Genomic DNA, 13,769 nt, shown 5'->3' with positions numbered 1-13,769 from the left:
ACAACACCCCAAAGACGGCATTTCAGGCGAGTATCATGACGACCACAATCGATAGCATCATGTCCGACTTCGAATTTCTCGACGACTGGGAAGATCGCTATCGCTATGTCATCGATCTCGGCAAGGAACTGTCGCCCTATCCAGATGACGCGCGCGATGCAGAACATAAGGTTCAGGGCTGCGTCAGTCAGGTCTGGCTCAAGACCATGCCGCATAGCGGCGCAGATCCGGTGATCGAATTTCTGGGCGATTCCGATGCGCATATCGTGCGTGGTCTGGTCGCCATCGTTCTGGCGCTCTATTCCGGCAAACGCGCCTCGGAAATTCTCGCCATCGAGCCGGAAAGTGTGCTGAAAACGCTTGGCCTTGACGAGCATCTGACCCCACAGCGCTCAAACGGTCTGCGCGCCATGGTCGCCCGCATCCGCCGTGAAGCGGAAGCGGCCAAGCTCTCAGCCTAGTACCTTTTCCACCGACAGAGCAGCTGCAAGCAGGTTTTTGTCGGTGTCGCCGCGTGCGGTCAGCATCAGGCCTGTCGGCAGCTTCATGTCCGGCATAGGCAGCGTGATGCTGCACAGATCGAACTGATTGCCGACCTGCGTATCGCGTAGCGTCAGACCTTCCACACGATCATATTCGTCCTCGTCGTGACTGACCGAAGCAATCGTCGGCGCGACAATCGGTGTGGCGGGCGTGGCGAATGCATCGAAGCCATTCAACCGCTCATCCATCTCGCGGATCAGCTGATTTCGGGTTTCCACCATGGCGCGATAGGTTTCATCCGGCACGTGCAGGCGCACCGATAGCGGGCGCTTCACCCGCAGATCGACATTGGCGTCGGGGTCGCGCAGCCAAGTGTCGGCATGAATGCGGCTGGCCTCGATGCCGACAATCGACCCGGAGCTGCTTGCCTCTCGCCAGCGCTGGATCAAATCGTCCAGCATGATATCGACAAGCTTTACGCCTGCCTTTTCAAGCACCGCCAGCGACGCCCCGAAATGCGCAGCCACATCCGGCTCCATGGCGTCCAGCAAATAGCCCCTCGGCACGGCGATCCGCAGGCTGGAAAGCGGCACCGCATCCGGCAGAATCGGTGTTTCGCCCGCCATCACGGCATCGGTCAAAATGGCATCCGCCACCGTCCTGGTGAGCGGCCCAATGGAATCAAGCGAAGGCGCCAGCGGAAAAGCGCCATCCAACGGAATGCGCCGCGCCGTCGGCTTGAAACCGACAATGCCGTTCAGCGCCGCGGGAATGCGCACCGAACCGCCCGTATCCGACCCGATGGCGATTTCGCTGGTGCCTTCCGCTGCCGAGACCGCTGCGCCCGACGACGACCCACCCGGAATGCGCGTCGGATCGACGGCATTGCCCGGCTCCCCATAATGCGGGTTGAGACCGACTGGCGTGAAAGCAAATTCAGTCATATGCGTCTTGCCGACGATCACCGCTCCCGCCTCGCGCAGCCGCTGCACGATGGTCGCATCCTGGACCGCAGGTGCGGCTGTGCGCCGAACCACAGACCCGGCCAGCGTCGGTTCGCCCGCGACATCGAAGAGATCCTTGATCGAGACAATGCGGCCATCCAGCGGACCAAGGGCCTGCCCTGCTCCAAGCCGTGCATCAGCGGCATCTGCTTCCGCCCGCGCCCGCTCCGCATAAACCTTGCTGAAAACACGCTCATGATCGCGGCGGGCCTCAAGCCGCGTCAGAATAGTTTCCAGCCGATCCCGGACATTCGACGACATGCAAATTCTCCCCAATTTCCCCGCCCGGTCACACCGGCTTTTCCCTTGCGATAAGGTGGTGTTCGGTCACTGTCAATCGGGGGTATCTGGCCCCGCCTGAAATGACCGTGCGGCAAAACAGTCGCGGATTGCGGGCAGCGCTTCCCTCCCCGTTTGCGTGGTTGGACCACTGGTCGGATAGGCCAGCACCAGACGCTGGCGCAGCGTTTCATCCTCAATCGGCAGGCACACGACTTTTCGTCCATCATGGCTGAAATCGTGGCCGGGCCGCGTGAAAAGCAGCGACACGCCGAGACCATTCGCCACCATGCCGCGCACCATCTCCACCGAGGTGGTCCGCAGCACGATATTCGGCGACAGACCCTGCTGCCAAAATGGCACCAGCAGAAATTCGCGGCTGAGCGGCAGATCGACAAGAATGAACGGATAGCGCGCCAGTTCCGCCAGCGTCACGCTCTGCTTCGCGGCCAATGGATTGTCCGGCGGAACGACCGCATGCGGTGCGTAAGACAGCATGGTTTCCCATGTGACTGTCTCCGGCAGACCGACATCATAGGTAATGCCGAGATCGACAATGCCTTTTTCCAGCGCCCGCGCCATGCCTTCCAGATCGAACTCGCGCAGCTTCACGCGCATATCGGGAAACGCCTGTTTCAAATGGCCCAATATGCCCGGAACACAGACCGGCCCCAGCGTGCTGAAATAACCGAGCGTCAACCGTGCCGCACCCTCACCCTTGCCCGATAGAGCAAAATCTTCCGCGCCAGCCAGAAGCAGCCGCGCCTCTTGCAGCTTGCGACTGCCGAAAGGCGTCAGCTCCAGCCCCCTAGCCTGCCGCCGCTCGAAAAGCGGTTGCCCCAGATCACGTTCCAGATCGCGGATTGCCGCCGATATGGAGGGCTGCGAAACATTGAGCTTTTCGGCAGCGCCCGTTGCGCTGCCAGCCTCGGCGGAAGTGACGAAATAGTGGAGTTGACGAAGCGATATCATTAGAGGATTTTCCTATAATGACTGCTCGATTTCAATTCTTTTTCCGATACTGAACTGCGTTTAGCCTCCCCTTAAATTAAACAATAAGGGGATACGAACATGTTCAACGAAAGGGCGCCGTGCCTCGACGGGATTCGCGTTTTGGATTTCACGCGCGTTCTGGCCGGGCCGTTTTGTACGGCCTTGCTTGGCGATCTGGGCGCGGAAGTCATCAAGATCGAAAGTCCGGAAGGCGACGATTACCGGCACATCACGCCGGGAACAACCGACGGCGGTGGGCTGTTCCTGCTGATGAACCGCAACAAGAAGAGCATCTCCATTGATCTGCGCAAGGAACGCGGGCGGGATATTGTCCGCCAACTGGCAAAGAATACCGATATCATCGTGGAGAATTTTCGCCCCGGCGTGATGGACCGGCTGGGGCTCGGGTTTGCCGAGCTTGCCAAAAACAATCCGCGCCTCATCCATGTGGCGATTTCCGGCTTCGGCCAGCAAAGCCCGATGGGCAATCTGCCTGCATATGATCTCGTCGTGCAGGCGGTAACCGGCTTCATGGATATTTCCGGCGAACCGGATGGCCCGCCGATGATGACCGGCGAATCCGTTGCCGATCTGACCGCCGGGCTTTTTGCGTCCTGGTCGGCGCTGGCCGCCCTTCTTGCCCGCGAACGAACCGGCAAGGGCCAGTTTGTCGATGTCGCCATGTATGATTGCCTGTTCAATCTTCTGCCTGCGGCGCTGACCCAGCAGCTTTATGGCAGCAAATCGCCGAAGCGGGTCGGGAATCGCCATCCTTTGAGCGCGCCATTCGGTGTCTTTGCGGCAGCGGACGGCTATCTGACGATTGCCGTTTTGAGTTCGAAGCAATTTGCCGGTCTGGCCGAAGCTTTGGGCGAACCCCAGCTTGCGACCGACGAACGCTTTGCCACGGCAACCGCACGCAACGAAAACCATGCCGAGCTGAAGGCCATCATCGAAGCATGGAGCACGGCAATGGGTGTCGAACAGGTGATCGACGCCTTGCAGGCCCATGACGTGCCCTGCTCGCCGGTGCTTTCTGTCTCCGATGCAACCGCCAGCGAACAGGTGCGCGCGCGTGGTCTCCTGCCGGAAGTCACGTCCGCCAGCGGCCCGGTGCGCGTTCTGCGCCAGCCGGCCAAGTTTTCCGGCATGGATTGCCCCGCCCCGACACCGCCACCCGCACTGGGCGCGCATGCCACCGACATATTGCAGGAAAAACTGGAACTTACTGCCGACGATATCGAAAGCCTCGTGCGCGACGGCGTGTTGCACGGCCTGACATTGCAACCGCAGCAGCTTCTGAAGGAACCCAACCATGACGCATGATTGCCTGCTGACCGACGAACAACGGATGATCCGTGACAGTGCGCGCAGCTTCGCCCGTGAAAAACTGGCCCCAACCGCAGCCATGCGCGACCGTGAGCACCATTATTTTCCGCGCACCGAAATGCAGGAACTGGGAGAGCTGGGTTTTCTCGGCATGCTGGTTTCCGAGGAATGGGGCGGCGTTGCAACCGACCATCTGAGCTATGTTCTGGCGCTGGAAGAAATCGCCGCCGCCGATGGCAGCATCGGCGCGATGATGGCGCTGCACAATGGTCTCATTTCGACTCCCTTGCGCGTACATGGGAGCGATCGGCAGAAGGAACTTTATCTGCGTCCGCTGGCGGAAGGTCGCTTCAACGGTGCTTTTGGCCTGACCGAACCGGAAGCAGGGTCCAATGCCTTTGCGATCCGTACCAAGGCGGTCCGGGTCGATGGCGGCTTTCGCCTCACCGGCGCAAAACAGTTCATGTCGAATGGCAAATCCGCCGATATCGCCATCATATTTGCGGCAACCGAGAGCGATGACCCGCGCCGCCGCATCACCGCGTTTCTGGTCTCCCCGACCGCGCCCGGTTATGTCTGCGTTCGCATCGAAGACAAGCTCGGCCTTGCGGCCTCGGAAACCTGTCAGGTGCAGCTTGACGATGTCTTCGTTGCCGACGACCATGTGCTGGGTGAAGTCGGCGGCGGCTATGCTCTGGCGATGAGCACGCTGGAACTCGGACGCCTTGGCATCGCGGCGCAGTCGCTTGGGCTGGCGCAGGCGGCCTTCGACCATGCCCATGCCTATGCGCTGGAACGGCAGACATTCGGCAAAGCCATCATCGAACATCAGGCAGTCGGTTTCCGGCTGGCAGAAATGCACACGCAAATCGAAGTGGCGCGCAGCTATCTGCATTATGTCGCAAGGCTGCGTGATGCAGGTCAGCCCTGCAAGACGGAAGCCGCCATGGCGAAACTGTTTGCCTCCGAGATTGCTGAAAAAGTCGCCTCTGAAGCGATCCAGGTGCACGGCGGCTATGGTTATCTCAAGGATTTCGCCGTCGAACGCATTTATCGCGATGCCCGGATCTGCCGCATCTACGAGGGAACCAGCGATATTCAAAAGCTGATTATCGCTGGGTCCCTCGCAAAGAAAGGCAAGGCCGTTTGACTGCCGAGAGCGGCCTCACCTCGTATGAGGCCGCGCTGCGGGGCGGTAGTCATCCGCCCCCCAATGCAGCACCACGCCCCGGCGACGATCACTGTCACGTGGCGGATTATAGTGCCGGTGCAGCATGGCGAGGCCCGCTTTCAGCATGACCTTGGCGGAACGCACCGGCCATTGACGCTCGCGCTCCACCCGCTCCAGCCCTTTCAGGAAACAGCAAACATCGACCAGCACGCGGCTTAATTCCGGCCCGACCGCCTCCAGCGCCCGCTCCACCCGCATTCGGCTCGCAAGTGCGATGTCGGTCAGTTCCGCCATGCCGCCTGCCCCACCGCGCCCGCCGCCGCCAACGCTGATATCCCAGCGCGACGTGATCGACGGCATCAGCGAACCCCGCGTGAAATCCGCCCGCAAGCGTTCTCCTGCGTGGAACTCATCCTCCGAAATGAAGGCATTGCCGTCAGGACCTTTACGGCGATAGAGCATGGCCAGCGGCGATTCCGCCAGATTGACCTCGACCTTCTCCCCCGATGCCAGTTCAATCAGCGCCGTCACCCGCCCGCCGCCATGATCTGGCTCAGGCGGCGCGATTTTGGTCGATTGCGTGCGCCTACGCCCATTACCGGAGAGCGCCAGCTTCTGACCGTCCATCCGCAGCAAACCTTCGCCGCACATGGCGGCGACTTCATCGCGGGCAACCGCAATCGTCCCCTGCTCGCCAACCAGCAGCATATGCGAATCGCGAACCGAATCCTGCATTTCGCAAGCACCTGTTTTGAGGAACCGCATCACGCGCATTTCGGACGTCGAGATCTGTGTGGTCATGCCGCCATCCTCCAGGTTGAAAAAGCCGAATTCACGATGCGCTCAAAGGCGGTCACGATGGCGTCGAAATCGACATCATCGCGCATATCTTCCACGAGATGGCAGGCATGCATCACCGTTGTGCGATCCCGCGCAAAGCCGGTGGCCACCTCCCGCATGGCCAGACCGAAGGACGTATGCGCCACATACATGCCGATCTGCCTGACCCGCGCCACATTGCGCCTGCACCGGGTTGGCGCACGCAGTTCCTTGCCATCCACACCGAACGACGCCACGAGGAGATCAATCAGCGTTTCGCACAATTGGACGCTGTATTCCTGCCGCTTTCGATCTGGCAATCCCTCAACGGGGTCGAGAAGAAGGGGCCTCCCATGTCGTGCCGCGATCAACCGCAAAGCATCAAAAGCATCTGCCCGCGTATGAATGACATCCGTTAGTTCCAAAGACATTCATCTTCCCTCATCTGAATAGGAATATCTTCTTATAATGAGAAAATTGCAAGGGAGGATAAGTTTGCGGGATAAAGTTTGGAGTGTCCGGCACCGCGTTGGAGGATGACGCTTCTGGCGCTTTGGCTTGAGCCACCTGACCGCCCACCCCAAGGGTTTCTCTAACTATTTGCTTTAGAGAGCGTTTTTCAACAGCCATCCGCAAGATCGGCGACACCGAGAGTAAACCGACCGTCCCTCCGCCCGTCAAACAGATTCACAGATTTTAGGAATATTATCCACACCATACAGAAATCGCCGATCCTGTTTGTATCGACAAACGAGGACAAGGCGTATGAAAACAGCGCTGGAACAGGCCCGCAGAATCTTTCTCGCCGAACGGGAGCAAGACCGGATGAGCGCCATGCAGCGCGTGGCCCTGCAAATCGTGGCGGGAATCGATATCGACTGGCTGGTGCAGGCATCGGAGACGGAAAAGCAGCAAGCAGCGCGCCGCCTCACGCGACTGATCGAACGCGAACGCCTCAAGGGCACCAGTGGTCACTGGAGTTATGATCTCAACCGCCACATTGCCTTAAAACAGGCGCTCGACAGGTTGGAAGGCAAAGCCGATCGTGATGTTGCTGCACATATACGCGGCCCGCGAAAGAGTTATAGTCAACGCCGACGCATTCGAACGACCGCGCCTGATAGCAATCACAAGCAAAAGCCCATCTCGATATAAAACAATCTTTGTCGCGTCCAAATCGAAAGCTCAAATACGAGAAGCACAGTGCTAAAACACAAAGAGCGCGCCCGGGCCTGCTCATGGCAGGTCAGGGCACGCTCCATATTTTTGCTTCAGGCACATTAATATCCGAAAACCGCTTCACGGTCTTCGCGATGCGCCGTCAGGATCGCTGATTAAGCGCCCTTCGGCTTGCGGCCGAGGCCCATCTTCTTTGCCAGACGCGAACGAGCGGCAGCATAGTTCGGAGCAACCATCGGGTAGTTAGGATCGAGATCCCACTTTTCGCGGTACTGTTCCGGGGTCATGTTGTAATGGGTCATCAGGTGACGCTTGAGCGACTTGAACTTCTTGCCGTCTTCGAGGCAGATGATGTAGTCGTCATGAACCGACTTCTTCGGATTGACGGCTGGCTTCGGCTTTTCAACAACAACCGGCGCTTCTTCACGTTCCACGTGACGCTTGAAAGCGGCATGAACATCAGCAATCAACAGCGGCAGCTCGCCCGCACGAATCGAATTATTGCCAACATAAGCAGCGACAACATCCGCGGTCAGGCTCAGAAGCAGTTCTGCGCTTTCGTCGTGCGTATCCAGATTTTCCATCGGTTTTCCTTTTTTTACTTCTTATGTTTTTGTTTTTCCGCAACTTTCGGCATCGATGACACATCTGAAGTCGGGATTGCGTATCTCAGAACTCTACCTAGCTCTTTTATGACCGCACTTAACAACTATCATGATCTTTTGCAATAGAATTGTTGTGCGAAACTACATTAATAATAGCCTATTATTCTTTAAGCCACAAATAAAAAGAACGAAAACAAAGCCTTTTCATGGAAATAGCACCCCGGCAATCTCACTGGCACAATCATGGCGCGCATCGTTTATTGACGATAAAGCAACCGCATATAGTTTTTCAGCACGGCTCGCATAATTTGCATGACCAAGTTTAGCAACCGTTTTTGCTTTAAGCTATGATCTGGCCTCGCGAAACAAACACATTTTGCTGATTGCAGCACTGCCTCTAAAATCGGGCGCGAAAAAGGCATAGCTTAAATATATTTCATTGAAATCAACTCGCTTTCGACCGTGCCTGAAACTATATATGCCTCAATATCCGCCTTTCCAAAGGGTCGTTAAAGCGATCCGCAACAATTTGAAACAATGTTCATCGGATTTCAGAATGCCTCATAACGCTCGCCCGCCACAGCCTCCGCACGCCCCGAAACATCCGCATAGCGACACCCGCCACGGCATCACCCGCACCGACGATTACGCCTGGCTTCGTGCGGAAAACTGGCAGGACGTCTTCAAGGACCCGTCGGTTCTTTCCCCGGAAATACGCAAACATCTCGATGCCGAGAACGCCTATCAGGCAAGCCTGATGCAGAACACGGAAGCCCTGCAGAAAGAGCTTTTCGCGGAGATGCGCGGCCGCATCAAGGAAGATGATTCGTCGGTTCCGTTGAAGGATGGCCCCTATGCTTACGGCGTTTCATACCGCACCGGCGGCGAGCAGCCCTATTTCATCCGCACGCCGCGCGACGGCGGTGCCGAAACAATCCTGCTCGACGGCGACAAGGAAGGCGAAGGCAAGGCCTATTTCCGTCTTGCTTCGGCAGACCATGCCCCCAATCACAATCTGTTGATCTGGGGCTATGACGACAAGGGATCGGAATTCTACAAGCTGAAGGTTCGCGATCTCACGACCATGGCGGAACTTTCGGACATCGTCACCGATACCAATGGTGGCGGCACGTGGGATGCGGAAAGCAAAGGCTTTTTCTATACACGGCTTGATGAAAACCATCGCCCATCGAAAGTATTCTATCACCGCATCGGCACCGACCAGTCCGAAGACCGGCTGATCTTTGAAGAACAGGACGCTGGCTTCTTCCTCGGCGTCGGCGGCTCCGCGCTGGACGACTATATCTTCATCGATATTCACGACCACGAAACATCGGAATGCTGGCTGCTGCCCGCCAATGATCCGGCGGCCAAGCCGGAACTGATCATGGCGCGCAAAAGCGGCACGGAATACGACATTGCGCCGGGCGGCGATGAATTTTTCATTCTGACCAATGCCGATGGCGCGAAGGATTTCAAGATCTGCAAAGCGCCAGCCAGCGCGCCGCAGCCGGAAAACTGGGTGGATGTGGTGACGGAAAAGCCGGGCCGCCTGATCCTGTCCCACTCTGCCTACAAGCATCACCTCGTCTGGATCGAGCGGGACAACGGCCTGCCGCGCATCGTCATTCGGGATCGCAAGAGCGGCGAAGAACATGCCATTGCCTTTGACGAGGAAGCCTATTCGCTCGGCCTGCATGGCAGCGCCGAATACGACACCGAGGTCATCCGCTTCTCCTATTCGTCGATGACGACGCCGGAACAGCTCTTCGATTACAATATGCGCACCCGCGAGCGGACGCTTCTGAAGACGCAGGAAGTGCCGTCCGGCCATGATATCGACGATTATGTGACGCGCCGCATCCTTGCGCCCGCAGCCGATGGCGAGCTGGTGCCGGTCTCGATCCTTTATCACAAGGATACCAGGCTGGACGGTTCGGCTCCGTGCCTGCTCTACGGCTATGGCTCCTATGGCATCACCATTCCGGCAAGCTTCAGCACATCGCGCCTGTCGCTGGTGGATCGCGGCTTCGTCTACGCCATTGCGCATATTCGCGGCGGCAAGGACAAGGGCTTTGCCTGGTATGAAAACGGCAAGCGCGACAAGAAGACGAACACTTTTACCGACTTCATCGCCGCCGCCAAGCATTTGGTCAGCGAAGGTTTCACCAGTCATGACCGCATCGTCGCCCATGGCGGCTCCGCTGGCGGCATGTTGATGGGCGCGGTCGCCAATCTCGCGCCGGAAGCCTTTGGCGGGATTATCGCGGAAGTGCCGTTTGTCGACGTGCTGAACACCATGCTCGACGATACGCTGCCACTCACCCCGCCGGAATGGCCGGAATGGGGTAACCCGATTGCCTCGGAAGCGGATTATCGCACCATCGCCGCCTATTCGCCTTATGACAATGTGACGGCGCAAGCCTATCCGGCCATTCTGGCTGTTGCAGGCCTGACAGACCCGCGCGTCACCTATTGGGAACCGGCGAAATGGGTTGCCAAGCTGCGCGAGTTGAAAACCGATGACCACCCGGTGCTGTTCCGCATCAATATGGATGCCGGCCATGCGGGCGCTTCGGGCCGTTTTTCGCGGCTGGAAGAAGTCGCCTATACGCAGGCTTTCGCGCTGAAAGTCGTGGGCAAGGTTACAGGCTTCGAAGGTTGATACACGATCACGCTCCAGGGGGTTTATCTCGCTGGAGCAAATGAAAAGCAGCTACACGTTTGACAATCAACGCCCTATACTATCGCAGATTGAATGTCGTCATGGAGATTGCATCATGAAAACCGGATGCGTGACTTTTCTGGCGAGCTTGGCATTGGCGCTTCCAGCCCTTGTGCCCGCCACCACGGGCGCGAATGCGCAAGTGCGGAAAGACGTGAGCGAATATGCGGGACGGCGCTGCAGCGCGCCGCCAAAGGGCAGCGGCATTATTTTCGGTCAGTTCAGCGGTGTGGACGATTCCCCCATGGTCAGCATGGACGGCATCGTTCCAGTCGATCGCATGCGCTGCTTCACCAACCTGTCCGAGTGCAAAGGCTGGCTCTATACCATGCAGAGCAAATATACCAATGCCGGTCCGGCAACAGTTGCCCGCTGCATCAAGCGATAAACGCCGCCCAAAAAACTGCAATTTTTGGCAGCACCATAAAATGGCAATATCATTGTCGGACGATAAGCGCGGGGCCGCATAAGGGGAACGAGAAGAACACTATCGGGGGGCTGAAATCGATTTGGGAGGATCGACTATGCAGCAGGCGAGCTATGTTCATGGCGCGAGTGACCGGCTTCTGATCGGCGATACGATTGGCAATCATCTCGACCGCATCGCCCGGCAATATCCCGACCGGGCAGCAGTGGTCGTCCGTCACCAGAATATCCGCCTGACATATGCAGAATTGAACGCTCGCGTTGACGCCCTTGCAGAAGGGCTCCTCGCCATTGGCCTGCGCCCCGGCGAACGGGTCGGCATCTGGTCGCCAAACAATCTGGAATGGATATTGACCCAGTTTGCCACGGCGAAAGCGGGCCTGATCCTCGTCAATATCAATCCGGCCTATCGGACGCATGAATTGGAATATGTGCTTGCCAAGGTCGAATGTTCGGCGCTGATCCTCGCGCCATCGCTCAAGACCAGCAATTATCTGGATATATTGCGCTCTATCGTGCCGGAAATCGATAGCGCGCGGCCTGGCCATCTCGTGGCGGAACGGCTGCCTGCCCTGCGCTGTGTGATCCGGCTTGGCGAAGAACAGACCGCTGGCATGATGAATTTCGATGCGGTTGCCGTCGCAGGCGATGAGGCCGCGCGCGACGAACTGCGCCGGCTGTCGGAGGAGCTGCAATTCGACGATCCGATCAATATCCAGTTTACCAGCGGCACCACGGGCAGTCCCAAGGGTGCAACCCTCTCCCACCACAATATTCTCAATAACGGCTTTTTCGTCGGCGAAGCCATGCGCCTCACCGAACAGGACCGGCTGTGCATTCCCGTACCATTCTACCACTGCTTCGGCATGGTGCTCGGCAATCTGGCCTGCATGACCCATGCCGCCTGCATGGTGATCCCGAATGACAGTTTCGATCCGCTTCTGACATTGCAGACGGTGCAGGATGAACAATGCACCGGACTGCATGGTGTGCCGACCATGTTCATCGCCATGCTGGATCATCCCGAGTTCGCAACCTTTGATCTTCAGAGCTTGCGCACCGGCATCATGGCCGGATCGCCGTGCCCAGTCGAAATCATGCGCCGGGTGATCAGCGAAATGCACCAGAGCGAAATCACCATCGCTTACGGCATGACCGAAACGAGCCCCGTCAGTTTTCAAAGCTCGACCAACGACCCGCTGGAAAGGCGCGTTTCAACCGTTGGCCGCATCCATCCGCATCTGGAAGTCAAGATTGTCGATGCAGATGGCCGGATTGTTCCACGCGGCGAAAAGGGCGAGTTGCTGACGCGAGGCTATAGCGTCATGCGCGGTTACTGGAACGATCCGCAAAGCTCGGCGGGCGCTGTCGATGATGCGGGCTGGATGCATACCGGCGACCTCGCCACCATCGATGCGGAGGGCTATTGCAACATTGTCGGGCGCATCAAGGACCTGATCATTCGCGGCGGCGAGAACATCTATCCCCGCGAGATCGAAGAGTTCCTGTTCACCCACCCGGCGATCAGCGATGTGCAGATTTTCGGTATTCCCGACCGCCGGTTTGGCGAGGTTATCTGCGCCTGGGTCAAGCTCAGTCAGGACGGACGCCTGAACGAAGCGGAACTGGTCAGCTTCTGCCAGCAGCGGATCGCCCATTATAAAATCCCGGCGCATATCCGCTTTGTCGATCAATTCCCCATGACCGTTACCGGGAAAATCCAGAAATTCGTCATGCGGCAAACCATGATCGAAGAACTCGAATTGGAAGAAATCAAAACCGCCTAAACCTGTTATTGCGTCTTATAGCCATTGGCATGCGGTGGAATGGCTTTCAGATAGGCTGCGATTGCAGCGCGGTCGGCCTCGGTCAGATGCGCCATATTGGACACCACGTCCGTCATCGATCCCCCAAGCGAATCGAAGTCGGGCGTGAAGCCGCTTTGCAGCGCATAGGCGATATCGTTTTCGCTCCAATCGCCAATACCGCCCTCGCCGGTGGTGATATTCGGAACCACGCTCTTCTTACCGTCGCTGCCGGTTTCCGCCGATAGCGCGCCCGCCAGCCATTGGCTGGTTTGCAGCCCGCCAATCAGATTGCGCGGGGTGTGGCACTCGCCGCAATGACCGAGCGCTTCGGTCAGATATTGTCCGCGCGTCACGAGGTCGGATGCATCGGCAATATCCACGGCGGGCGCATCCGACAGGTAAAGATGCTTCCAGATGCCGAGGCTGCGGCGAATATTGAAGGGAAATCCAAGCTTGTGGGGTGCTGCGACATTATCCGATGGCGGCAATGTCTTCATAAACGCGTAGAGGTCGGCCACATCCTGCGGCTCCATTCGGGTGTAGGATGTGTAGGGAAAGGACGGGTAGAGATGCTCGCCCTGCTTTCCGACGCCTTTGAGCATGGCATTGGCGAAATCCTGAATGGTCCAGGTGCCGATGCCCTGTTCGGACGGCGAAATATTGGGCACGACGAAGGTGCCGAAATCCGAGACCAGCTCATACCCGCCAGCAAGCACCTTGCGCGCATCGCCTGCAGCGCCCGGCGCCGCATGGCAAGAGGCGCAACCGCCCGCCCAGAAAACCTGTTCACCCCGCACCGCATCGCCGGGCTTCATGGAAGCCAGAACGGCGCTATCCACTTTTTGCGGCGTGGTCAGAATCCAGAAGGCGGCAGCGCCAATGACAAGCACAGCGCCCGCGGCATATGCCAGTTTGCGGACCATCCTACCCATTCCATTGTGGCAGTTT

At 58.1% G+C, this 13,769-nt stretch carries 12 protein-coding genes and 1 pseudogene; 7 read left to right on the top strand and 6 right to left on the bottom strand.

All coding sequences use genetic code 11. From position 1 onward, the window contains the following. Positions 1-35: 35 nt before the first annotated feature. Positions 36-461, top strand: a complete 426-nt coding sequence (locus tag ABWW11_RS04405; protein ID WP_078340179.1) for a SufE family protein — start codon at positions 36-38, stop codon at positions 459-461. On the opposite strand, the gene ABWW11_RS04400 is transcribed toward ABWW11_RS04405, so the two are convergent. Both ABWW11_RS04400 and ABWW11_RS04395 read right to left on the bottom strand, forming a co-directional pair. Beyond that, positions 453-1,748 (bottom strand): amidase, encoded by a 1,296-nt coding sequence (locus ABWW11_RS04400; protein WP_121535486.1) that lies wholly within the window; start codon positions 1,746-1,748, stop codon positions 453-455. The two genes, ABWW11_RS04405 and ABWW11_RS04400, sit on opposite strands and share 9 nt — an antisense overlap. A gap of 72 nt (positions 1,749-1,820) precedes the next feature. Continuing rightward, positions 1,821-2,738, bottom strand: a complete 918-nt coding sequence (locus ABWW11_RS04395) for a LysR family transcriptional regulator (protein ID WP_121535483.1) — start codon at positions 2,736-2,738, stop codon at positions 1,821-1,823. A gap of 99 nt (positions 2,739-2,837) precedes the next feature. Between ABWW11_RS04395 and ABWW11_RS04390 the strand changes: the two genes are divergently transcribed. Then, positions 2,838-4,085: a CaiB/BaiF CoA transferase family protein gene (locus tag ABWW11_RS04390; RefSeq protein ID WP_121535480.1), complete on the top strand. Its 1,248-nt coding sequence runs from the start codon at positions 2,838-2,840 to the stop codon at positions 4,083-4,085. Next, positions 4,075-5,238: an acyl-CoA dehydrogenase family protein gene (locus tag ABWW11_RS04385; RefSeq protein WP_121535477.1), complete on the top strand. Its 1,164-nt coding sequence runs from the start codon at positions 4,075-4,077 to the stop codon at positions 5,236-5,238. The genes ABWW11_RS04390 and ABWW11_RS04385 overlap by 11 nt, the downstream gene beginning before the upstream one ends. Before the next feature lie 15 nt (positions 5,239-5,253). Here ABWW11_RS04385 and ABWW11_RS04380 read toward each other — a convergent pair whose 3' ends face one another. Both ABWW11_RS04380 and ABWW11_RS04375 read right to left on the bottom strand, forming a co-directional pair. Beyond that, positions 5,254-6,060 carry a DUF6456 domain-containing protein gene (locus ABWW11_RS04380; protein WP_121535474.1) on the bottom strand — a complete coding sequence of 269 codons (807 nt, stop codon included), beginning with the start codon at positions 6,058-6,060 and terminating at the stop codon, positions 5,254-5,256. Beyond that, a complete protein-coding gene (locus ABWW11_RS04375) occupies positions 6,057-6,503 on the bottom strand; it encodes a helix-turn-helix domain-containing protein (RefSeq protein WP_121536280.1) in 447 nt (148 codons plus the stop codon). Before ABWW11_RS04375 ends, ABWW11_RS04380 begins: the two co-directional genes overlap by 4 nt. Positions 6,504-6,843: 340 nt before the next feature. On the opposite strand from ABWW11_RS04375, the pseudogene ABWW11_RS04370 reads away from it, so the two are divergent. After that, positions 6,844-7,125, top strand: a pseudogene (locus ABWW11_RS04370) (cytoplasmic protein); the annotation flags it as partial. Positions 7,126-7,412: 287 nt separating this feature from the next. Here the strand turns inward: ABWW11_RS04370 and ABWW11_RS04365 are convergent. Then, positions 7,413-7,841 carry a Ros/MucR family transcriptional regulator gene (locus ABWW11_RS04365; protein WP_109368585.1) on the bottom strand — a complete coding sequence of 143 codons (429 nt, stop codon included), beginning with the start codon at positions 7,839-7,841 and terminating at the stop codon, positions 7,413-7,415. A 577-nt stretch (positions 7,842-8,418) separates the two neighbouring features. Between ABWW11_RS04365 and ABWW11_RS04360 the strand changes: the two genes are divergently transcribed. From ABWW11_RS04360 to ABWW11_RS04350, 3 genes are all read left to right on the top strand, one after another. Further along, a complete protein-coding gene (locus tag ABWW11_RS04360) occupies positions 8,419-10,527 on the top strand; it encodes a S9 family peptidase (protein WP_283736101.1) in 2,109 nt (702 codons plus the stop codon). 115 nt (positions 10,528-10,642) lie between these two features. Continuing rightward, entirely contained in the window at positions 10,643-10,975 is a 333-nt protein-coding gene (locus tag ABWW11_RS04355; protein WP_121535468.1) for a metallophosphoesterase, read from the top strand. A 136-nt stretch (positions 10,976-11,111) separates the two neighbouring features. Beyond that, positions 11,112-12,800 (top strand): AMP-binding protein, encoded by a 1,689-nt coding sequence (locus ABWW11_RS04350; RefSeq protein ID WP_121535465.1) that lies wholly within the window; start codon positions 11,112-11,114, stop codon positions 12,798-12,800. A gap of 5 nt (positions 12,801-12,805) precedes the next feature. Here the strand turns inward: ABWW11_RS04350 and ABWW11_RS04345 are convergent, their stop codons facing one another. Next, complete coding sequence (locus tag ABWW11_RS04345) at positions 12,806-13,744, bottom strand: c-type cytochrome (protein ID WP_121535462.1); 939 nt, start codon at positions 13,742-13,744, stop codon at positions 12,806-12,808. Between the last annotated feature and the right edge of the window lie 25 nt (positions 13,745-13,769).

It is taken from the genome of Brucella sp. NBRC 113783, from assembly GCF_040372265.1.
In the GTDB taxonomy this organism is placed as follows: Bacteria; Pseudomonadota; Alphaproteobacteria; order Rhizobiales; family Rhizobiaceae; genus Brucella; species Brucella teleogrylli.
This window is presented reverse-complemented; position numbering and strand designations above follow the sequence as displayed.

Bases quoted from the DNA above. Each gene is read 5' to 3' on its own strand.
- ABWW11_RS04350 (WP_121535465.1), top strand. From the start codon at position 11,112: ATGCAGCAGGCGAGCTATGTTCATGGCGCGAGTGACCGGCTTCTGATC.
- ABWW11_RS04405 (WP_078340179.1), top strand. From the start codon at position 36: ATGACGACCACAATCGATAGCATCATGTCCGACTTCGAATTTCTCGAC.
- ABWW11_RS04390 (WP_121535480.1), top strand. From the start codon at position 2,838: ATGTTCAACGAAAGGGCGCCGTGCCTCGACGGGATTCGCGTTTTGGAT.
- ABWW11_RS04345 (WP_121535462.1), bottom strand. From the start codon at position 13,744: ATGGTCCGCAAACTGGCATATGCCGCGGGCGCTGTGCTTGTCATTGGC.
- ABWW11_RS04355 (WP_121535468.1), top strand. From the start codon at position 10,643: ATGAAAACCGGATGCGTGACTTTTCTGGCGAGCTTGGCATTGGCGCTT.
- ABWW11_RS04395 (WP_121535483.1), bottom strand. From the start codon at position 2,738: ATGATATCGCTTCGTCAACTCCACTATTTCGTCACTTCCGCCGAGGCT.
- ABWW11_RS04385 (WP_121535477.1), top strand. From the start codon at position 4,075: ATGACGCATGATTGCCTGCTGACCGACGAACAACGGATGATCCGTGAC.
- ABWW11_RS04400 (WP_121535486.1), bottom strand. From the start codon at position 1,748: ATGTCGTCGAATGTCCGGGATCGGCTGGAAACTATTCTGACGCGGCTT.
- ABWW11_RS04360 (WP_283736101.1), top strand. From the start codon at position 8,419: ATGCCTCATAACGCTCGCCCGCCACAGCCTCCGCACGCCCCGAAACAT.
- ABWW11_RS04365 (WP_109368585.1), bottom strand. From the start codon at position 7,841: ATGGAAAATCTGGATACGCACGACGAAAGCGCAGAACTGCTTCTGAGC.
- ABWW11_RS04380 (WP_121535474.1), bottom strand. From the start codon at position 6,060: ATGACCACACAGATCTCGACGTCCGAAATGCGCGTGATGCGGTTCCTC.